The sequence below is a fragment of the Rhodococcus sp. IEGM 1302 genome (assembly GCF_030056935.1).
Lineage (GTDB): Bacteria > Actinomycetota > Actinomycetes > Mycobacteriales > Mycobacteriaceae > Rhodococcus_F > Rhodococcus_F qingshengii.
The window spans coordinates 117,885-139,126 of sequence record NZ_JASHKY010000010.1; the positions used below are offsets into that span (position 1 = coordinate 117,885).

Sequence of the window (21,242 nt, forward strand, 5' to 3'; positions counted from 1 at the left end):
GCAACCCTTCACCCACGCCAACAATCGGCCTAACGTCGATCTACCAGGGGATTCACAACGAAGTGAGGTGCGGATCAATGAAGGCAGCACGGTTCCACGGGCAGAAAGACATCCGGATCGAAGAGATCCCTGAGCCCGAATTGCGGCCAGGAACAGTCAAGCTGAAGGTCGCATGGTGCGGAATCTGCGGCACCGATCTCCACGAGTACCTCGAGGGACCGATCTTCATCTCCGCACCCGGACACCCGCATCCACTCTCACACGAGAATGCGCCGGTCACGATGGGCCACGAGTTCTCCGGCACCGTCGAAGAGGTCGGCGAAGGTGTCACGGACGTCGAGGTCGGCGAAAATGTTGTCGTCGAGCCGTACTTCGTCTGCAACGAGTGCGCCCCGTGCAAGGCGGGCAACTACCACCTGTGTACGAAGATGGGGTTCATCGGCTTGGCCGGCGGTGGTGGCGGACTCAGCGAGAAGGTCGTCGTCGACCGTCGCTGGATCCACAAGATCGGCAACATCCCGCTCGACGAGGCAGCTCTCATCGAACCGTTGAGCGTCGCCCACCACGCAGTCGTACGCAGTGGTGCCGAAAGCGGCAACGTCGCCATCGTAGGCGGAGCCGGACCGATCGGACTACTCGTTGCGGCAGTCCTCAAGGGTCTGGGTGTCACGACGATCGTCACCGAACTCAGCGAAGCCCGCAAAGCCAAGGCCCTCTCCAGTGGAGTCGCCGACTACGTCATCGATCCCACCACCGAAGACGTCAAAGCGCGCGTCCTCGAACTCAGCGGAGGCATCGGCGCAGACATCGGTTTCGAGTGCGCAGGCGTCAACGCAGTACTCGACACCATGCTCGACACGGTCAGGCCTGCTGGAGTTGTTGTCAACGTGTCGATTTGGGGCAAGCCCGCGACCATCGACATGCAGAAGCTGGTCCTCAAGGAGATCGATCTACGCGGAACCATCGCGTACGTCCGTGACCATGAAGCGGTCATCAAGATGGTCCAGGACGGTGTCGTCGATCTGGCGCCATTCATCACCGGTCGTATTCAGCTCGAAGAGTTGATCTCCGAAGGATTCACCACTCTGATCGAGCACAACGACACTGCGGTCAAGATTCTCGTCAGGTCGTGACCGGACGGGGCACCTCGGGACCCACCGCGGTCAGCGACCCAGGTGCCCGCCCCTTGCCCCATCCGATCTTCTCTCGGTAGCGGCCGATGTGATCGTCCTCGATCACATCGGCCGTTTCCAATGGTGTGGATTGCGGATGCACATACAACGCATCCGTCGGGCAATATGCCTCGCACATGAAGCAGGTCTGGCAATCCGATTGGCGCGCAATCACCGGGACACCCGACGGCGTCCGGTCGAAAACATCTGTGGGACAGACGTCTACGCACTTGTCGCAGCCGATGCAGTCAGGCGCAGAAACCAGCTCGATCATGACGCCACCAGTGCAGACCCGGCGGATTCAGAAGTTCGGGTCCACACCGCATCCAAACCGCCGGTAAGAACGTGATGGTGCTGCGTCACATCGAGTTCAGGATAATCGTCCCGCTTGCTCATTCCCCGAGTCTCGGTCCGCGCCAACGTCGAGTGATACATCCAGCGACCGACGGCCGTGATCGCGGCAGCCTGCCGCGCTGCCATCCGCCCTGCAGAATCCGCGCCCAGATCCGCACTCACTGCACCCCACAGCGATTCGAGCTCACCGAGCGCTGCGGATACTCGATCACCGCTGCGGAGGTAGTTCTTGTCGAAGGGAATCAGCTGCGCCTGAGCAGCTTTCACCACATAGTCGGCAGCAAACCCGGTTCGTGCCGGCTTACGCAATCCGACGGTTCCGGCTCCGCGTAGACCACTGGTAGCCCCGCGTCCGACCGACAGCGCATAGCGCGCAGCACCGGTTCCCGCCCACGAACCAGAAGACATCGCCCACGCGGCGTTGTGACTTCCCCCGCCGGTAAACCCTCCGCAGATTCGCTCTCGGGTCGCAGCGTCCCCGGCGGCAAACAGTCCTGGAACGGATGACGCGCAATCGTCGTCGACGACGTTGATTCCCCCAGTGCCGCGCACCGTGCCTTCAGCGAGCATGCCGACCTCGAATTTGTCGGTGAAGGGATCGATTCCGCGGCGATCGAATTGCAGGAAGAAGTTGGGTTGCCCCAGCCTCATTCGACGCTGCACCTCGGCGTCGGCCCGATCGATCTGCGCGAAGACCGGCTCGTTCCGCAACGTGCTGGCGATGACGGACCTCCCCTTCGCCGAACCGGCACCTTCGAGCACGCTTCCGTCTGCGTGAAAGAACGTCGCGTACGCGTAGTAAGCCGTCTTGGTGATCGTCGATCCGGCCGCCGCGATCCCGTACGCGTTCGAGAACTCCATTCCGGAGAACTCCGCTCCGACTTCCGCTGCCATCAATGCACCGTCACCGGTATCGACGTTGGTACCCAGCGCACCGGACAGAAACGCACAACCTCCGCTGGCGACCACTACCGCGCCTGCTGAGACGCGGTAGTCCTGATGTTCGTGACGCTGGTATCCGGCGACTCCGCGAACTCGGCCCTCACCGTCCACCAACAACTCCAGTGCCGGCGAATGGTCGAGGATCCGCACCCCGGCTCGACGAATCCAGGTGCGCATCCGTCGCATGTACTCAGGTCCCTGCAAGCCGGTACGGATCTGCTTGCCCGTGCTGGGGTCGACGGGGAACGGATATCTGCCCTCCACCGCGAGGAGATCCATGTTGGAGTAGGTCTGCTCGAGGACGCGGTCCATCCAATGGTGGTCGGCAAGATATCCGCCGAGCGCCTCACGACCGGCCTTCGCCCGCTCACGGGCAGTCGTATCCGGTTCGACGTACCAAACACCTGTTCCGGAGGGGGCCGTTGCGCCGCTCGTTCCGCAGTAGCCCTTGTCGACCAGGACGACGTCTGCACCGGCCTTGGCCGCGCGCAACGCTGCCCATGCGCCGGCGGGGCCACCACCGATCACCAATACATCGGTGGAGAGTTCGAGGACGTCCGTCACTGGCCAGCTCCTGTCAGAGGTCTACGCAACACTTCTGTTGCCGCAATATTCCTCGAACGAACTACCCAGCGCCACAGTCAGAATCACTGTGAACTCAACCAGTCACCGCCGCATCGACAGAGCGCTACGACGCTTCCCGCTCCTCGTCGGTGCACAACGCGGAGTACTTGGCGAAGGCTTCCTGCAAGGTCAGCGATTTACGTCGCTCGGTGATGTCGCGGGGCTTTCCCTGCACAACACATCGACGAGCATGTTCGATCACAGCTTCACGTATGACGCTGGAAATGTCCGCGCCCGTGAGCTCTTGGAGGGTCTCTAGGGCCCTCAGTTCCTCTACGTCGAATCTCACCGTTACCGATCGTCTAGCCACGCTCAGGATGTTACTTGCGGGTACACCAAATTTGGTGAGTTACATATGCGTCGAGTCGAATATCTTTGGGCGCCAAAACCTTCGAATTCCGATCTACGTGGGTAAATAGTTTCCCACTCACGGCACTCATGTAATGCAACGCACACGGCGCTAGCCAGCGTGCCGACGGACACTGTCGCTGTCTATGCTTGCGAAACACTGCCTTCGATCGGAGATATACCGCGTGAGCATCGACCACATCGTTTCCGCAGTCGACGGCGACGCTGCCGAGCGAATCAAAACGGCCCTGGCCGAGAGAGCCGCAACCTCGACGGACACGACCACGCTGGCGTTCGACGGCGTGAGCATCGAGATTCCGCCGTCGGTCGGCGACGCCGTCGTGCAGCTCCTGACCTACCTCGCTGCCGGAGACAGCGTCGCCCTCGGGCCCGTCGCAGAACTCCTCACCACCTCGCAGGCAGCAGAGATCCTCGGCGTTTCGGACACGTATGTACGCAAACTCGCCGACGCCGGGAAACTTCCGATCGAACTACGCGGCACCCACCGCAGGTTCCGCCTCGATGACGTGATGGCCTACCGCGAGCAGTTCCCCAAACGCGCCTAGCTCTTCGCGTACATTCCTTGGATCTCTTTCGAGAACCGATCGACGACGACATTGCGCTTGATCTTGAGCGTCGCTGTCATCTCACCGTCTTCCTCGGTCAGATCGCGATCGAGAATGACGAACTTCTTGATCGACTCCGCATGTGAGACAGCGGCATTGGCGTCGTCGACGGCCTTCTGCAGCTCCGCTCGAAGGTCCTTGTCGTCACGTAGTTCGGCGACGGTGGCACCAGAAGGCTTGCCGTTCTCGGCCTTCCACTTCTCGAACACCTCGGGGTCGACGGTCAGCAGCGCCGTGATGTAGGTCTTCCCGTCACCGACGACGACTGCCTGCGAGACGATGGAATGTGAACGGATACGGTCTTCCATCGGGCCGGGCGAGACGTTCTTGCCGCCCGCCGTCACCAGTAGATCCTTCTTGCGTCCCGTGATGGAAAGGTAACCGTCGCTGTCGAGTTCACCGAGATCCCCGGTGCGCATCCAGCCGTTGACAAACGACTCTTCGGTGGCCTTGTCGTTCTTCCAGTAGCCCTTGAAGACAACCCCGCCGTTGAGTTCGATCTCGCCGTCCTCGGCGATGCGAACCCCGTTGCCGCCCATCGGCTGTCCGACGGTTCCGATCTTCTGAGCACCCGGGACGTTGACGCAGTGCGCCGCAGTGGTTTCAGTGAGACCGTAACCCTCGTAGATCGGAACTCCGAGCCCACGGAAGAAGTGCCCCAGCTCAGGAGTCAGGGCGCCGCCGCCGGAGATCGCGAACCAGCATTCGCCGCCGAGAGCTTCACGAAGCTTCGAGTACACGAGCTTGTCTGCCACTGCGTGCTTCGCCTTCAAGATCAGCGAGGGACCGCCTTTGTCGAGAGCTTGGCTGTATTCCTTTGCAGTGGTTTCTGCGAAAGCGAAGATCGCGCCCGGAATCTTTCCACCGGACTCCGCCTTGCGTGCTGCGCCGTCACGGACTTTTTCGAATACCCGCGGAACACCGAGGATGGTGTTGGGCTTGTATCGCTCGAATTGGGTTGTGATGGTGGCAAAGTCGGACCAGTGGGCCTGCGACGCACCAGCTTCGAACGTCGCGAGGGACACCGCGCGGGCCAGTACGTGAGCGAGCGGCAGGAAGGTCAGGACTCGGTTTCCCGGAACCGCCACCTTGCCGATCGATGCCGTGAGAATCCCGCGCACCTCGGACAGGAAGTTGCGGTGCGTGAGGATGCATCCCTTGGGACGGCCTGTCGTGCCGGAGGTGTAGACGAGTGACGCCAGATCGTCGGCCTTGATGCCCGCGAGTCGCTTCTTCAGCTCGGTGTCGTCGACGTCGGCACCCTGTGCGGTTAGCTTCTCGACTGCTCCGTCGTCGATCTGCATGACGGCTTTGAGAGTGCTTGGCGCGTCCTGGAACAGCTGCTCGTGCGCGCCGGTTTCGACGATTGCGATGACGGCCTCGGAGTCTCCGAGGATCCAGCTGACCTGCCCCTGAGACGACGAGTCGTAGATCGGGACGGTAGCGGCGCCGGCCGCCCAGATGGCGAAGTCGAAGAGCGTCCACTCGTATCGGGTCGCCGAGAGGAGTGCGACGCGGTCGCCTGCCTGCACGCCAGCGGCGATGAGACCGTTTGCGACGCCGGTGACCTGCTCGGCGAACTCTTTGGCTGTGACGTCTACCCAAACCTCGCCCTTGGGGCGGGAGAACACCGTCAGTTCGGGCGTGCGCTCGGCGTGAGTGAAGACGGTGTGCACCACGGACTCGTTGTCGGAGATGGTGAACTGGGCTTTGGCGCTGTACTCACTCACAGGGTGTCATCTCCGTTGGTCTGCGATTCGATGCTGGTTCTGAAGCGGTGGAGTGCGCGGGCGAAGTCTGCGACCTCGGACTCGGTCCAATCGTGCAGCCTGCCGGCGACTTGGTCGAGCCGACGCGCGTCGGCGGCGTCGAGGTATTTGCGGCCAGCCTCCGTGAGGTGCAGCGGATTGCCCTGACGAACGGATCCCGGATCGGCATATACCCAGCCTGCCTCGATGCACCCGCGCACTTGGCGCGAGATGGTCGAGCGGTTGACGCCGAAGACTTCGGAGATCTCCGTGGCCTTGCATCCGTCATTGCGGCCGATGAAGGAGAGGAACGAATGCTGGGCGATCGACGGGTGGTCATCGGAATGCCGATCCCCCGTCATCAACTGCCGCGTCAGGTGCACCAGCTCGTCATGAACGGCTGGTGGACCGGTGAGCGCCATTGCTCCGTCGTGTTGCACTGGGCAACTATAACGCTGCCCCCAGTGTCCGACGCAATATGACCGCCGCCACCGACAAGAAGTCCGTCGGTGGCGGCGTGAAAAGTTAGACCAGATCCTCACCGTTGCGGCGAGCGGTTGCCCAATCCTTGAAGAATCCCTTGCTGATGACTCCCAGCACGACCAAGACCAACGCCGGCCAGATCAGAACATAAATGGTCAGTAGAGCTGTACTCATTCGTATTCCTTCCACTTGTCTCGACGGTTACTTTCCGGACGCTCCCACGGCAGGAAGCTCGTCATCGTCGAAGTCTCCCGTCCGCTGCTTGATCAGTTCGAAATCGAACGTCTCACGCTGATTGACGGACATCGCAAAGCACACGACGGTACTGACGGCATAGGCCACCAAAGATCCGCTGAGCGTTGGGTAATCGTGCAGGAAGCCGATCGCGAACGGCGCGGACAGCACGATCGCCAGGCCACCGACGATCTGCGCAACCTTCAGACCGAAGAATCCAAATACCATGAGTCCCAGCACCACTCCGATACCGATAACGGCAACGATGTCGGAGAAGAGCCCGAACATCCCATCCATCGGCACCCAACTGAATCGGACGGGCAAGAAGGCGGCAAGCGCCACCAGAACCGACACAGTGAAGGCCTTGTTGGTGACCTTTCCCCAATAGAAGCTCGCAATAACCGGGAACACCAGCGCGCCCCACAGCGCGCCGACGAACACCAACAGATCAAGAATGCTCAGTTGCAGACTTGCCAAGGAGATAGCCGCCGCCGTGGCAACTATCATCGTTACTCGGCCGATGAGCAGCATCCGTCGAGGGTTCGCATTGGCCTTGCCTGCGACGGCTTGGCCGTAAACGTCGGTCATCACGATGGACGAGAGCGCCGCAAGGTCCGAGTCTGCCGTCGATGACAGCGCGCCGATGATCATGACAAAGAAGACAGCCAGCAAAATTCCGGGCAGGTACGACGCGGCCATCTGCGGAATCAGATTGTTGACGTCACCATCCATCGGCTCGATTCCGAGGTATAGAGCGAGAACACCCAGCATTCCGACACCAATGACCGTTGCGCCGTATCCGACGGTTGCGGTGATGAAGGTGGGCTTGATCAGGTCTTCGCGGACCGCGAACAGACGTTGGGCAATGGTCTGGTTGCCGATTGCGTAGGCAAGAACTGCCGCGATGTACGGCGCGCCCTGCTCGAAGAAGGCAACGCTCGAGAAGAAGTTGCCCTGCTCAGCAGTAAGGTTGCCTGCCCCGGATTCGAAGGCTGCCGGGAACCCTGCCGCAAAGAAGATGAACGGCACCAAAACCGCTACCGCACCGAGCATTCCGATCAGCTGAACGAAGTCGGTCAACACCGAAGCGCGGAAGCCCGACCACAACGTGTACAGCAAAACGCCCAGCGCAACGATGAACACACCCTGGATGAAGTTGAACGGCGAAAGCAACGTGATCAGCAGACCACCAGCGAGGAAGTTCGACATCAAACTGATGAGACTGCCGACGATATTGGAGCCCGCGAGCATCAGCTGACTCGAGCGTCCGTGCCGCGCGTACATGACCTCAGCCAGGGTGTGGGCTTTCGGCGCTACTTTGCGAATTCGCTGGCCGAACGGATAAATGAAGAGAATCATCAACGCGCCCCACAAACCGTAGTGAATGGGGCCGGAGATTCCGTAGGTGTAGCCAGAAGTGGCAGATGCGTACATCGACGACGCCCAAATCCAGGTGGCCGTCATGCTCGCGGCCGAAACACCAAATCCTAATTTGTTTCCGGCGGTCATAAAACCGTCGGCATTTTCCTGTTTCTTACCAATACGAAGAGAAATCAGAAATGTTCCACCATAAAAAGCAACAAGCAGTGAAACAATTACCAAGGTACTGAACTGGACCATGTCGGACCCCGTCACATGCCACATCCTTCGCACATAATCGGCAGAGCAAAGCACAAAACCCCTGTTCAGGATCTTTGCGCTTCGTTTCTGCACGCCCTAGGAGCGACCGCCATACCAACACCGGTCACATATTCAATTGACTAGCAACACGCACTTCGTCTTTTCGGAAACCCAACCTCCACAAAATAAATCTTCTGCGCAAGCTTTTGGCTCGACCACGCAATTCAACAACTGAGAATCGACCATAGCATGATGGCAATTTCGAACAAAAACTCCGATATTTTCCCACCCGAAAATATTCATGTTTCCGCCGCAGTAAAATCGTGCGCTTCCAGCGCATATAACAACTCCGCATCGATTAAAATCGATGCTCGATTCGATCGCATACCTACATCGACAGGACCATCCTGGCAAACCGTCGGCCCCACTCGGGATCGGCGGAAACATGCTGGTCAAGCGGATTGGAGACAATCGCCCCGATCATTCGCAAGTACACGAGAGTGTCTCGCACCATCCACGTCCAATCGTCGTCCCCGAGTCGTGTTCCGTCTGTTGTCGACCAACCCAATGCCGTGAGGCCTTCGATCATCACTTCACTACGTTCGGACTCCGACAAGCCGGCAGCCAACGTAAGGAACAGAATTCGGCCGGCTTCCTGCGCCAACTCACCCTTTCCCAACGGCATGGCCGACACGATGTGACGCCACAGCTCGCCTTCATATGCAAGCACTGACGCGCCGAGTCGAGTCAGAAGCAATGTGCCTCGGAGTTTCCGGACAAATCTCAGTGTCTTTGCGACTTCAACGAGTACTGCTAATTGCGAGTCACTCCCTGCCGTGACACCGATCCAGTCGCTGCCCCAATCGAGTTCGTCTCGGGCGGCCGCAACATGGTCCGAAGGAAGTGCCCCGGACGCCGTCAAAACAATCCCACCACCTCGCGCGGAGTTCAGCAGCCACAGCAGTTGGCGGGTTGCTCCTTCACGCATCACCTCGAAATAGTTGTCATATCCGCCACGAAGCTCCGATTTGGCAACTGCGGCAAACAGTTTCGGCGCGGAATGAACCGACAGGCGGCGCAAGAACTTCTCGAACACCGAGCTTCCCACAGGTGGTGACTTATGCAGTGCCACTGCAATGGTGACTGCTGCATTGGACTCTGCGGGAACAAAACGTTCGGGATCGAACAGTCCGGCACTCGCCTGCACGTTCAGGAACTCGCGATACCTGATCGGACCGCCAGAATCCTCCGGCGGGCACGCTCTCTCGCCGTCGAGACAGGATGGCTCAGAAATCGGCTGGTCTTCGACAATCTGCTCGAGAACCAACGTGTGACTCCACCTTGCGCGGGCGTCGTACTCATAACGGACGTACTCCCCTACCGCGGTAACTGCCTCGTCGATCCGGACTTCGTCCTCACCGAACTCGTCTTCCTGGTATCCGTCGCGCTCGATCACCTCTGGCGCGATATACCGATCTGGGCCATTGTCCGTTGAATGATGGACACTCACCCACTGATGAGCGTGTTGATCTCCCCATCCCATCACCGCCTGCACAATCGAATGAAGTTGGTCCAGTTCGGTATTCGACGGAACCGAAAACCGTCTCCAAATAGGCGGCGTGATGCAATCGAGTTCGATCCGCATGACAAAGTTCGCCACCTCCGGCCGTCGACGCTGATTCCGCATCTGCCTCGGCGGAAGGACCTTCATCTGGCTTTGCGCCGCTTGAGATGCAGCTACCAAACGCAGATGTGAAGCTCGCCGAACTCTCTGACCCGTCATGCATGGAGGCTAGATCTACCTACCGACAGCCGAGATACTCACTGCCACAAGGTTGCCCGATTTGTCGGGGCTCGCACGACGTCGTTGGTCGGCTGTCAAGTCCTGATCAGCGCGGACCTGCGCAGGCATTATTGATCATCCACTGCGCGGACAATAGTGTGCGCCGATTACCGTAGACCTGACAGCTACCGTACGAAAACAGTGCCCAGCGCCTGCTCGGACTGGCACAGAACATGAGGATCCATGAGCGACCAAGACACGACCGCCGACCAGCCCCTCCACATCAACGGCGCAATTGCCTTGGTGACGGACGAGCGCGACGAGTTGGTTCGCCTGTGCGTCCAGACCCTCGCCGAACTACTGGGCAGTGAGCCTGCCACCGATGACGACGGCGACATTGTCGTGCCGGTTCACGGGTTTGTCGTCTACGTGACAGTTGCGGATGACGGCCCTCAGATCAACGTCTGGTCTTCGGTTCTGACCGGCCTCGGCAATCCCTCGCACGCTGCAACCCGGTTGATCGAACTCGCGCAGGAATGGCCGCGCCTGCGCTTCGCTTTCAGCGGCGACCACCTGCTGGTCTCCACGATGCTCGACGCGGACCCCTTCGCCCCGCAGCATCTGCTGAACTTGATCGACGAGGTTCACGACTTCACTCACGAACTCGACGACGATTTCGCTGAATCCTTCGGCGGAGCCCTCGACTGCGACGCGGATGACGACAGCTACGCCGGCGAATGCAACACCGGTGGCTGCGGCGACGATTGTGACTGTGATTGCGGCAATGACATAGCCAAGAGCGAGATCGATATCAAAACAGCCGTGTCTACGTCAGGCAAGTAGCCCACCGAACTTCTCTTCGAGGGTGCACACGCAAATTGTGCGGTGAGCGTGCACCCTCGAAGCCAGCAATGCAACCCACACCTTCTAGGTGCGAACGCCGTCGAGTGCCACGAGCTGTCAGTTGGCGCAGTTGACCAACCCAGACCCAAGCTAACCTGCACATAGTCAATGTCGAGCACATTACGTCTTCTTCCTGACGACACTCAACCCACCGCCCCGAACGCTCCCCCAACGTCCGCTTCGAATCGCTTTACCCAATTCGAACTACCAGTGTCCGCAGCTGGACGAATTCAACGCAGCACCACCAGTCCTGACTTCCTTCAGGATCCACCTGGCCCTACTCTTCCCAAACACATTCGACCGCCGAAGCGTCGAGCACCCCCGCAACGCAGTGAGTCACACCGTCTACACTCGAAGAGAACCATCGTGAAGTCTCCGATGAAACTGCTTCTGCATCCAGGATGCTGCACCACACTCCGAGACTTAGTCGATTTACAGCGGCGAAGATCCGAAATCTCCGGTCGTTATTTTCTCATACTCCACGGCCAATCTCTCAACGCCATTCTCAACAATACAACGGCGAGAATTCCACGCGAATGAAGCACACAGCAAGTTACACACGGCCGACGAGCGGATGACAACTGGTACGGCAAGACCCGATCAGGCACCCAACCAGAGCCTGCACCACGCAAAACGTAAAATGCTATTCGTACACGGGCTGTGCCCTGTCCATCCGTCAGAATTTAAACTCCGACGATCTCGAATCCTTCCACCACAATACAGGGGTCCCATATACAATGACAGCAGGAAGCACCCGTACCCGTCCTAGTTAGGTCATATGCAATGCCGCGGTCATTACCCCTCCCAAGCATCAAACGGCGCACTCCGGGTCAGTGCGGTATTTGAAGTGGATGGATCAAGCCACAACCCAAGTACGCGCCGGTTCAGCATGCTCGACGTAGGAAGCGCACCTGCCGCACCCGGAATCTACGCCTGGTACGCGTCATTTCGCGCAAGCCCGCAGGACTGGCTCACACGCCCGCACGATGGCCAGGACGCAGCAACCGACGGCTTCTTTCAATTACTCCGCGAGTACGCCGGCTACCATGAACCGCTTCCGATCACTCTAAAAGGCTCGGCAACTTACGGTGGAGCGTGGTCAGGTGAGCTGGAGCTTGACCACGGCATACAAACCATGATCCGCAATAATGGTGACGCGCCGATGGAAGTTAGAACAGAAAAGGACCGCGACGCGTTGGCCGATACTGTCAATTCACCCGAGGGTCGACGAATACTCGCATCCGTACTCGGTCAAGCAACTCCCGTCTTTTCTAGTCCACTGTATATAGGGATAACAGAGAACTTACGACAACGACTGGAAAAACACCGAAAAGATTATACTCACGGAATGGAGTACCTCAGCGAACATCCTGGCGAAGAAAAGGAACTGCAGGCAAAGGCCAACGGATTCGGACTTCGCGCCGCTGCCCGCGGCATCGCCATGGAGAACTTAGAAGTTTGGGTGATCGATCTGAACAACGATGAAAATAGAGAAACAACTGACAAGGAACTTAAAGAAACAGCACGATCGGCGGAATGGCTTCTGCATCGACTATTCTCACCAGTACTGGGAAGGCAATAATTATGCTTAAATCAACCCCTACCAATTCGTTTCGAGACCTAATCCAGGGAACCTGGGGAACCTTCAACACGCCCGCAGGACGAGTTGAATATATCATGACGAAGGCTCGATTAGGCGAGGAGTCTCTCGATCCGGAACGTCTACTAACCAAGAGTTTGCGGCCAGTACGCGAAGTCATGTCTGCGGACGACCTCGACTTCAATCAACTCCTACAACGCGACCTCGATGATCACCGAGTTGCTACAAACCTAATTCGGTATCTTCTAAAAAATCGCACAACTGGACCAACATTTTTTCCTCCAATCGTCGCAGTATTGCTGCCCTTCCGAAATAAAGTCCCATCAACTTTCCCTGAATATGGAGACGTCTCCAAGGTTTCGGACAGTGGAATGACGTGGCGCCAAGAGCAAGCCGGGGAGTCATTTCAAGTCCGGCGATTGTTTGACGAAGAAACTAATTCAATTCACAGCATCAATCTTGCTCAATTGAGATGGAATAGTACGACGGCACAGATAGTCGTACTCGACGGCCAACATCGCGCGATGGCATTGCTCGCAGTCGATCGAACCCTTTCACGAACCTGGCAAGACAATGAAGGAGCGAAGTATCGCTCCTTCTACGAACAACAGGTTGAACAATATCTCAAGGAGTTTGATCCATCGAAAAAACTTGATCTCAGCAAGATCGAGGTTCCCGTAACTGTTTGCTGGTTCCCCGAACTAACGGGAGACGACGCCCATCCACACCGGGCCGCACGTCAATTGTTCGTCGACGTCAACAAGGAAGCGAGGCCCCCAAGCGAATCGCGAATAATCCTCCTTTCAGATGCAGAACTAACCAATGTTCTAACTCGAAGCCTTCTCAGCGAGTTGCGCAGCCAAGGAAAAAATGTCCTACCCTTGTGTGCGGTAGAATATGATAATCCAGACGTCAATAGTAACCGTCCTGCTCGCTGGTCAGTACTTACTAACATAAATCTACTCAAAATGGCTGTAACTAGATGCGTATTCGGCCCTTCGAAATACTTAACTAACGTTGAGCAGAAGTTTGGCGGACGTGAAAGTAAAACCGAGCGTGATACTTTTATGCGCGAACAGCTAGGTATACACAACATATTTCCATCCGAAATTCAAGACGGGAACTTTTCTTACCGCAGAGACTCGATCGGGGATACAAACTTCCCTCTCGGACAGGTCGAAATAATTAGCAACCAATTCTCTAAAACATGGGGCTCAGCAATAATTTCCCTTTTATCGCATGTACATCCGTATTACGCCCACACCAAAGCCTTGATTCGCATGGAGAACGACTGGAGTTCTGCAATAGAACCATCGGCTGCACTTGCCCGAGATGCACTGTTCGGAGGAGTCGGCGTCTACTGGACGCTCAAGGATAGCTATGAGCATCACAAAGACGAAATACGAACGAACAAATTCAAAACGACACGCAATGCCACCGATGATGTAATTAAAGCATGGGAACTCATTGAAAGTAAGAAATCCGATTTCGAGGTACTTCGAGCGGTAGAATATTTAGGATCATCCAAGAATGACAAAAAAGAGATTAGTAAACAGACGTTCGATGTATTCAACACTCACGCGTGTCAACTAGGATTGATAATTACTTTCGGAACTTTATGGGAAATCCGAAAGAAAAACCACAGTCGCATCGACACGTTGGAAATTCCTCAGTTTGCAGATTGCGTCGTTGAAGCTCTGAATGCATACTTCAACACAGAGGAGCACCGAGGAACCAGCCGAGATCGGCGGGTCGCTTTCAGCAGATCCGTAACGCACCCAATCAATCAAATATCAAGCATGGATACTCCACGTGCAATTTATTTCCGCTATTTTTGGCTTCAGATACTGGATACATCTTCATCCTGGGATAAAATCAGTGACTGGTTCCCAAACCGTTCAAATTTCCAAGATGCGTTAGATATTTCTCGAACAACCTACTTCGAATATTGCGTATCGGAGCGACAAAAGTCGCTTCGCGCAAGCAATCCCGGTTTGAATGACAGACAACGGAAGCTAAGAGCCGAGAAAGAAACCGAAAAAAGCTTACGGCAGGCATTGGCAAGGTGGTTTGATGTGACCAGCCAAGATTTTGACAGCTGGCTTAATAAGCCACGAGTTGAGCAGAATAATAGCGAAATTGATTCAGAAGCCTCGATCTCATCGGAGGACGAGATCGCAGATCCAGATCAAGCAGTGTCCGACGGAAAACCGACAAGCTTGGAGGAACTTCTAGCCTCAGAGCATGAATAGCAATCAAATATAATTGTGCAGGCGCCAACTGCGTTTTATGGCAAACACCAGTAGCGCAAAAGGCAACATCATATTTGACTACCAAAGCGCAGGACATGGGCGAGATTTTCTCGTTCGGACATAGACACAGAAGAGAAGGTTCATGGAAAGCGGCACAACTGGTGGGCTACGTCACCTCGACATTGAGTCCCGATACCGAAGTGACAGCCATTCTGTTGTGTCCGATTTTTACGTTCCAATACTGGAACAATCTGTAACATACAGCCGGGCTGTCGGCTATTTTACCGGCACCAGTATGAAGATGCTCGCCCGAGGAATTGATCGAATCGCACAACGCGGAGGCACGATTCGGATCATCGCATCGCCCCATTTGACTGTGTCCGACATCGAAGAGATCGACCGCGGCTACGATCGCCGGCGGATCGTCGAACGTGCGGCATGTAGAGAATTGTCAGCAGATCTCGACCCAACGATACTGGATGGTCTCAGCGTAGTAGGGTCATTGATCGCCGCTGGCAAACTCGACATTAAGCTTGCATTCGTTAAAGGCCCCAGAACCATCGGGATCTATCACGAGAAAATGGGTATTGTCCGCGACGAATACGGAGACCTCGTCGCTTTCACAGGTAGCTCAAATGAGACATTGGGCGGACTGGTAAACAATTTTGAATCGATAGAAGTCTACCGGGGATGGATTTCTGGCGACGGACCGCGAGCGTTGCGACTCGAGTCGGATTTCGAAGAACTTTGGGCGAATGTCACTGAGAACCTCGACGTCGAAGAGTTCCCAGACGTGGCTCGCGACCGACTTATACAAATCGCATCGGAACGTCAAGTCACCTCAATATCGCCTCAAGATGATCCCCGTGCTGGAGAGTCCGATCACTTCAGCGAAGCACGACAGCTGCGTATACCTGAGTCCCTCGAACCTCGCGACTACCAGCGTGATGCTGTCAATAGATGGCTTGGCCAACGCGGACGCGGGATCCTTAAGATGGCTACGGGCACAGGAAAGACCAAGACAGCATTGTTTGCTGCCACTCGAATCGCTGAGGTAGAAAATCGTAATGAACGGCCTCTGATCCTTCTCATCGTTGTTCCTCTGCTGTCGCTCGTCGACCAATGGACTGCTGATATCCGCGAGTTCGGAGTTCAACCCATTGCGGTCTACGAGGACAGCAAAAAGTGGATACCCCAAGTTGAAGGGGAGCTCCGCGTCGCCAAACTTGGGTTGCGCCCAGTAGTGATTATGGTTGCAACAAATAGGTCGTTCTCTGGCAGCCGATTTCAGTCAATACTGGGCCGTATAAATCAACCAATGATGCTCATCGCCGACGAAGCTCATAACCTCGGATCGCCGGCATATCGAGACCTGCTTCCGGCAATGGCCACATACCGCCTAGGCCTTTCGGCTACACCTGAAAGGTGGCTCGACGATACTGGCACTGACGCCTTGGTCGACTATTTCGGCCCAATTGCGTTCGAACTCGGGCTCAAAGAAGCAATTGAAGACCTCGGCGCGCTCTGCCGCTACTACTACTATCCTCGCATCGTAGAGCTGACCACCGATGAGAATCAACGCTATGCAGATCTGACAAGCAAGATCGGGAAGGCCTACGCTGCAGGTGAAGCCGTCGGCGATCCAGATTCAGATTCACCACTTGGCGCCCTGTTGCGCAAACGAGCAGCAGTGCTGGGACACGCACAGGCAAAGATTGACGCGCTTCGAAGAGACCTTGAGAAAAGAACCGATCAGTGGTTCCAGCTTGTCTACTGCGCTGAAGGAAATGCTCCTGCAGACGCGGGCGACCCCCCAGGCCCGAATCAGCTCTCCGAGGTCGCAGAACTGATCGGCAATAGCATGCGGATGCAAGCTCACGCGTTTACCTCCGAAACCAGGCGTCCGCTTCGCAAGGAGCTGCTTAGTCGCTTCGCATCCGGCGACGACCTACAAGTACTGATTGCAATGCGCTGTCTCGACGAGGGTGTTGACATCCCTGACGCTCGGATCGGCTACTTGTTGGCTAGTAGCAGCAACCCCCGTCAGTTCATCCAACGGCGTGGGCGTATCCTACGCCGAGCCCCCGGCAAGGATACCGCGATAGTCATCGATTACATCGCAGTGCCACCTAGCAGCGAGCCGATCAACTTCGATACCGAGCGCAACCTGATGATCCGCGAGCTGGTGCGGGTTAACGAATTCGCAAAGATTGCCGAGAACTACAGTGAGTCGCTAGAGGTGCTCCGGCCACTCAAAGAACGCTATGAGCTCATGGACTACTAACCAACACCTCAGACCTCCCACAGCACGCACCAAGAGAATCAGGAGAGCGATGTGACTTCCCCGCAGCGCACCGAAAAGCAAGTGCTACAAGAACTTAGCCAAGAAGAGCGCAGGCTCCTCAGGCGTGTCCTCGAGATCGAGTATTCGAAGATGCATCTCAGCGCGGCACTTCCGACAGACGAAATTCTCGCTGCAGTGAAGGAAATCATCCCGTGAAACTCCACTACATCGAGTTGACAAACTTCCGCCAATTCCAAGGCACGCAGCGATTCAACCTCGAATCCTCCGATAAAAAGCCAGTGAGTCTGCTCTTCGGCGCCAACGGCGCTGGAAAGACAACACTTCTCAACGCATTCACCTGGGCCCTTTACGGATCGTTATCCGACGATGTCGAAGTGCAAGACCAGATGGTCACGGACATCGTGTGGCGACAGCTGCCCTCGGGCTCTTCGGCGAAGATTGCTGTCGAATTGGTCTTCCAGCATGAGGGCCAGAACTACAAGCTGCTGCGAAGCGCTAGCCTTTTGAAGGAAGACGATAAACAGCCCACGCCGTACCCTGACATTGCGCTGTGGGCAAACAACGGGGACGGACAGTCGGTCAAGGTCGACGCACCCCAGCAGAAAATTTCATCTATTCTACCCCAGAGCGTGAGTCGTTTCTTCTTCTTCAACGGTGAACGCATAGAAAAGCTCGTACAAAAAGGTGCATATAGCGAGGTCAAACAGGACATTAAAGCGCTGCTTAACATCGAACATGTCGAACGCGCAATCGCCCACCTTCCCAAAGTTGACCGTAAGATCACTGCCACCCTGAAGGACCGCGGTGGGGAGCAAGCCAGTGAACTACAACGCGAGATTGATGAGATCGAGGATCGCCAAACACAGCTTGACACCGATCTCCAGACGCTAGACGGCGAACTGTCGACATTCAGGGCAGAGCGAGACGGAGTACTCGATCTCTTAAGAAAGCACGCGGAAGTCGCACCTATCCAGAAACGCCGAGACCAAGCAGTCATCGAGCTGACAAACGCGCGTAGCTCCGTCGACATGTCGCGAGCAGAACAAGCTAACATCATTGCAACACGCGGATTCCTAGCCTTTACTGACGATCTCGTCGCGAAAACATCCAGAACGGCATCCACCCTTTATGAAAAAGGAGCGCTGCCAGCTCCACTGAAACGCGAATTTGTTGACCGCCTACTCGACTCCAATAAGTGCATTTGTCACGCGCCGCTTGCCACCGGTAGTGATGCTCGCACACACGTCCAAGAATGGCGGCAAAAGGCCGGCCTGCAGGCAGTCGAGACGGCCTGGCAGCAACTCAATGGTCAGATCATCCCGATGAAGTCGGCCCGCGCCGACCTGAGAGAAGCACTTCAAGAGTCTGCCGTCAGGCTTGCAGACGCCAGCCAGCGAGCGTCAGCCCTAGAGGCCGAAGTTTCCGAACTGTCTGGTCAGCTGAAGAACACGAATCTTGAAGATGTTCAACGGCTCGAAGACAAGCGCATCGATTTCGACAAACGGATCATCGACACTGCACGCAAGATCGAATCCGCGAGAATTCGTCTAGAGGATTCCGGTAAAATGCGTGCACAGAAGCAGACACAGCTTAATCAAGCTGAAGTGAAAGATGGACTCGCGAGTAAAGCCCGGGATCGGTCGGAACTTGTTCGCGGAGTGCAACGGGCTCTAAACGAGATTCTAGCGATCCGTTCGGACGAAATGCGGCGGCGACTTGAAGCTGAACTTCAGGCCATATTCGGCAGCATCACCATCAAAAAATACACGCCACGACTCAACGCAAACTTCGAGCTGACGCTTCATCAAGATGTCGATGGTGTCGAACTTCAAGTTCCTAAATCGACCGGCGAAAATCAAATCTTGAGCGTGTCATTCGTCGCCGCTGTGTCGAAGCTGGCAAGAGAGATCCGTACCGAGCACCGAGCCGAGGGTGACGGAGCCGCCGACAGCGGTACATATCCGATCGTGATGGACGCCGCGTTCGGTTCCCTGGACAAGAACTATCAGAAAGAAGTATCGCGGGCACTGGCAAGGCTGGCACCACAGCTGATCGTTCTCGTCAGCAAAAGTCAAGGAATGGGCGAAGTCATAAATGAATTGCGCCCGCATGTTAGTAACATGGGAGTACTTGTGACAAATACTACGTCGTTGCGGGACGTATCCGAATTTATTGAGATCGATGGCTCCAACTATCCATATATTCGAGCCGGTGCCGAATCAAATCACACCCAACTGGAGGTCATCGGACAATGACAGCCCCTTACACTGACGTTCGAGTAAGACGTCCACAGGCTCACGAACAGCTCATCCATGACATGCGTAGCGATGCATCATTTCCAACGAACCGCGATGTCCTACTCTTCGCCGCAGCTATTGGCGTTCGGTTTGGCCGGAGTGCCGCTTTCCTTAACTCCGGTGAACCGATCAAATACGACACCCTTACCGCCCCCACCTATGCAGACGCATTCGTTTCGATGATCGCCGCCAACGAAATCGAAGACCCTGAAATTTTGGACACTCAACGCACCGATGAGCGCATTAAGATATTTGAACGGTTCGCGAATGGCGGCCTTGAGTACATTCAGGAGCTCATCAATACCAGAGGTCAGCCCGTCGAACTCATTCTCGCCGATCTTGTGACAGATGCGCTTTCCGAAGGCAGTCATGTAGCACCTGCCTCTATCGAAGATCTGTTGGGTGGGAGAAACTGGACTTAGCTAGATGCCGCCGGTATCCTCACCCCTGCAGGATACCGGCAGTATTTAAAGTCGGCACTCAAAATCGCGATCAACTTTAACGGTTGTGCAATCGATGTCCTCGCACAAGTTTACCTCTGGAAAAAAGCGCCCGCTGCCATCCCTGTTCAGTGCCAATCTGCTCGGGACACTCGTACAACCCAGCACGCATCTCTGCCTTCGTCAATTTGGCGTATAAATCTCGGCGAGGGTCATCTCGACTAACAAATTCTTCTTTCCGATGCAGCAAAGGAGGGTTTGGGGATTTCGAATAGTCGCGCCAATTTACGGTTAATTCGCGTAAGTTTACAGTCACAGCCGATCTGAGCGTTGGGTGCGCTTCCCGTTCGAACGCCGGATAGCTCAAGAACGATACTTGTGGTTTCACTACTGATAGCTTGACTAAGTTTGCATTTTCGATCGTGCCTGTCAGTGTTCGGGCACAGCCTTCGTACACCTGCAAAAGTGGTGGAAGCTCGGCAAGGGCATTGCGGTGTACATACAGTGCTGTGGGGGTTTGTTTTCCGACTTTCGAACTGCGCGCTGAAATGATCACCATTGTCGGATTACCCACAGCAACTAGCAGCCGATCGCCTTGAACCGTAAAGTCACGGTATGAACCAAAGCTTGTCTTAATATCGTTCCTCAGCGTCATATTCAATTGTGACAGCTTCGGGCGACCACCAAAACGCGCCAACGCAGCGTAGACGAGCAGTTCCGAGCGCCGCTGGGCTGTGATCTGTTGCCAATATTCGTCGTCGGTCACTCGGTGAATAAGATTCAATGCTCGACCGATGCTTCCGAATTCCTCCTTAATTTCATCTTGATTCGTTGTATTCAACTCACCTTTCTTTGGGGGTCGCGCATGAGCGGTCATAAAATCGATTAGCGGCGCCAAACGATCTCGATTCGCCTCGTACTGCGCGTGCGGATCAATCCGCACCTGAGGACGGTAGACATACACACGGTTGGCCAAAAATTCCTGTTGCGCACTTTCGTCACGAAATACGTAGAATATTCCAGGAGCGGCCGCGGCTGGTTTGACGCCTAGCACCTGTTCGATCCAAGCGGAGAGTTCCGACTGCTCATAGAATTTTTGAAATGTTCCGGACTGTGTAATTATACCGTCGTATACACGGCGACCGATCAGATTCCGCGACTCCCAGACCAGCCGTCCCGAGACCACCAGTACGCGTTCAGCCAGTTGCCATGCCGCGCGAAGTGTCTCAGCTCGTTCGACTCGATCCTCGATGACGTTTATGACGTAGCCCAAATTCACCACGTCAGCAGAGGTCTTGACTGTGTCAGGGCGGTGTCCGGGATCCCACCCACTGGCGGTATATCCCATCGAGATTAGGCTTCGGAGATCACCACCGCGACCACATCCATAGTCAAAGATACTCCGCCCTGGAACCAGGATCTGGTCCCCCAGCGCGAAGCTCATCGGCCGAGACAATGCCGTCCGCGCCATTGCTGTCTTGTGCCGTGCGATGGAATTCATGATATTCAAA

The 21,242-nt window shown here is 56.0% G+C and carries 18 protein-coding genes; 9 read left to right on the plus strand and 9 right to left on the minus strand.

Annotation, left to right across the window (positions count from 1 at the left end):
* The first annotated feature begins 77 nt into the window (after positions 1-77).
* Positions 78-1,133: a 2,3-butanediol dehydrogenase gene (locus tag QM609_RS16600; RefSeq protein ID WP_003941279.1), complete on the plus strand. Its 1,056-nt coding sequence runs from the start codon at positions 78-80 to the stop codon at positions 1,131-1,133.
* Here QM609_RS16600 and QM609_RS16605 read toward each other — a convergent pair.
* The 3 genes from QM609_RS16605 to QM609_RS16615 all read right to left on the minus strand — a co-directional run bounded on the left by QM609_RS16605 (position 1,123) and on the right by QM609_RS16615 (position 3,402).
* Entirely contained in the window at positions 1,123-1,446 is a 324-nt protein-coding gene (locus QM609_RS16605; RefSeq protein WP_007726052.1) for a 4Fe-4S dicluster domain-containing protein, read from the minus strand. The two genes, QM609_RS16600 and QM609_RS16605, sit on opposite strands and share 11 nt — an antisense overlap.
* Positions 1,443-3,032 (minus strand): FAD-dependent oxidoreductase, encoded by a 1,590-nt coding sequence (locus QM609_RS16610; protein ID WP_003941355.1) that lies wholly within the window; start codon positions 3,030-3,032, stop codon positions 1,443-1,445. Before QM609_RS16610 ends, QM609_RS16605 begins: the two co-directional genes overlap by 4 nt.
* Before the next feature lie 124 nt (positions 3,033-3,156).
* The gene (locus tag QM609_RS16615) at positions 3,157-3,402 is read right to left on the minus strand and encodes a hypothetical protein (protein WP_223257939.1); all 246 of its coding nucleotides are present in this window, start codon (positions 3,400-3,402) and stop codon (positions 3,157-3,159) included.
* Between the two features lie 223 nt (positions 3,403-3,625).
* Between QM609_RS16615 and QM609_RS16620 the strand changes: the two genes are divergently transcribed.
* Entirely contained in the window at positions 3,626-4,006 is a 381-nt protein-coding gene (locus QM609_RS16620; RefSeq protein WP_050655368.1) for a helix-turn-helix domain-containing protein, read from the plus strand.
* Here QM609_RS16620 and QM609_RS16625 read toward each other — a convergent pair.
* The 5 genes from QM609_RS16625 to QM609_RS16645 form a co-directional block, all read right to left on the minus strand.
* The gene (locus QM609_RS16625) at positions 4,003-5,796 is read right to left on the minus strand and encodes an AMP-dependent synthetase/ligase (RefSeq protein ID WP_050655369.1); all 1,794 of its coding nucleotides are present in this window, start codon (positions 5,794-5,796) and stop codon (positions 4,003-4,005) included. The genes QM609_RS16620 and QM609_RS16625 overlap by 4 nt on opposite strands.
* A complete protein-coding gene (locus tag QM609_RS16630) occupies positions 5,793-6,254 on the minus strand; it encodes a MarR family winged helix-turn-helix transcriptional regulator (protein ID WP_080726576.1) in 462 nt (153 codons plus the stop codon). The genes QM609_RS16625 and QM609_RS16630 overlap by 4 nt, the downstream gene beginning before the upstream one ends.
* 85 nt (positions 6,255-6,339) lie before the next feature.
* The gene (locus tag QM609_RS16635) at positions 6,340-6,471 is read right to left on the minus strand and encodes a putative transporter small subunit (RefSeq protein WP_003941363.1); all 132 of its coding nucleotides are present in this window, start codon (positions 6,469-6,471) and stop codon (positions 6,340-6,342) included.
* A gap of 27 nt (positions 6,472-6,498) precedes the next feature.
* Positions 6,499-8,151 (minus strand): sodium:solute symporter family protein, encoded by a 1,653-nt coding sequence (locus QM609_RS16640; protein ID WP_187781789.1) that lies wholly within the window; start codon positions 8,149-8,151, stop codon positions 6,499-6,501.
* Positions 8,152-8,539: 388 nt separating this feature from the next.
* Positions 8,540-9,838, minus strand: coding sequence for a plasmid pRiA4b ORF-3 family protein (locus tag QM609_RS16645; protein ID WP_317419362.1), 1,299 nt, complete (start codon positions 9,836-9,838; stop codon positions 8,540-8,542).
* A 339-nt stretch (positions 9,839-10,177) separates the two neighbouring features.
* Between QM609_RS16645 and QM609_RS16650 the strand changes: the two genes are divergently transcribed.
* The 7 genes from QM609_RS16650 to QM609_RS29285 all read left to right on the plus strand — a co-directional run bounded on the left by QM609_RS16650 (position 10,178) and on the right by QM609_RS29285 (position 19,713).
* Positions 10,178-10,777, plus strand: a complete 600-nt coding sequence (locus QM609_RS16650; protein WP_050655372.1) for a T3SS (YopN, CesT) and YbjN peptide-binding chaperone 1 — start codon at positions 10,178-10,180, stop codon at positions 10,775-10,777.
* Between the two features lie 949 nt (positions 10,778-11,726).
* Positions 11,727-12,419 carry a GIY-YIG nuclease family protein gene (locus QM609_RS16655; RefSeq protein ID WP_149357658.1) on the plus strand — a complete coding sequence of 231 codons (693 nt, stop codon included), beginning with the start codon at positions 11,727-11,729 and terminating at the stop codon, positions 12,417-12,419.
* A gap of 176 nt (positions 12,420-12,595) precedes the next feature.
* Positions 12,596-14,689: a ParB N-terminal domain-containing protein gene (locus QM609_RS16660; protein WP_214646752.1), complete on the plus strand. Its 2,094-nt coding sequence runs from the start codon at positions 12,596-12,598 to the stop codon at positions 14,687-14,689.
* A 142-nt stretch (positions 14,690-14,831) separates the two neighbouring features.
* Positions 14,832-16,973, plus strand: a complete 2,142-nt coding sequence (locus tag QM609_RS16665; RefSeq protein ID WP_149357657.1) for a DEAD/DEAH box helicase family protein — start codon at positions 14,832-14,834, stop codon at positions 16,971-16,973.
* Positions 16,974-17,024: 51 nt separating this feature from the next.
* On the plus strand, positions 17,025-17,189 hold the full coding sequence (locus QM609_RS16670; protein WP_166502463.1) for a hypothetical protein: 165 nt from the start codon (positions 17,025-17,027) through the stop codon (positions 17,187-17,189).
* The gene (locus tag QM609_RS16675; RefSeq protein ID WP_149357656.1) at positions 17,186-19,249 is read left to right on the plus strand and encodes an AAA family ATPase; all 2,064 of its coding nucleotides are present in this window, start codon (positions 17,186-17,188) and stop codon (positions 19,247-19,249) included. The genes QM609_RS16670 and QM609_RS16675 overlap by 4 nt, the downstream gene beginning before the upstream one ends.
* Before the next feature lie 62 nt (positions 19,250-19,311).
* Positions 19,312-19,713, plus strand: coding sequence for a DNA phosphorothioation-associated 4-like protein (locus QM609_RS29285; protein ID WP_372482303.1), 402 nt, complete (start codon positions 19,312-19,314; stop codon positions 19,711-19,713).
* Between the two features lie 76 nt (positions 19,714-19,789).
* Here the strand turns inward: QM609_RS29285 and QM609_RS16685 are convergent, their stop codons facing one another.
* A complete protein-coding gene (locus QM609_RS16685; protein ID WP_234552429.1) occupies positions 19,790-21,232 on the minus strand; it encodes a DNA phosphorothioation-associated putative methyltransferase in 1,443 nt (480 codons plus the stop codon).
* Positions 21,233-21,242: the final 10 nt, after the last annotated feature.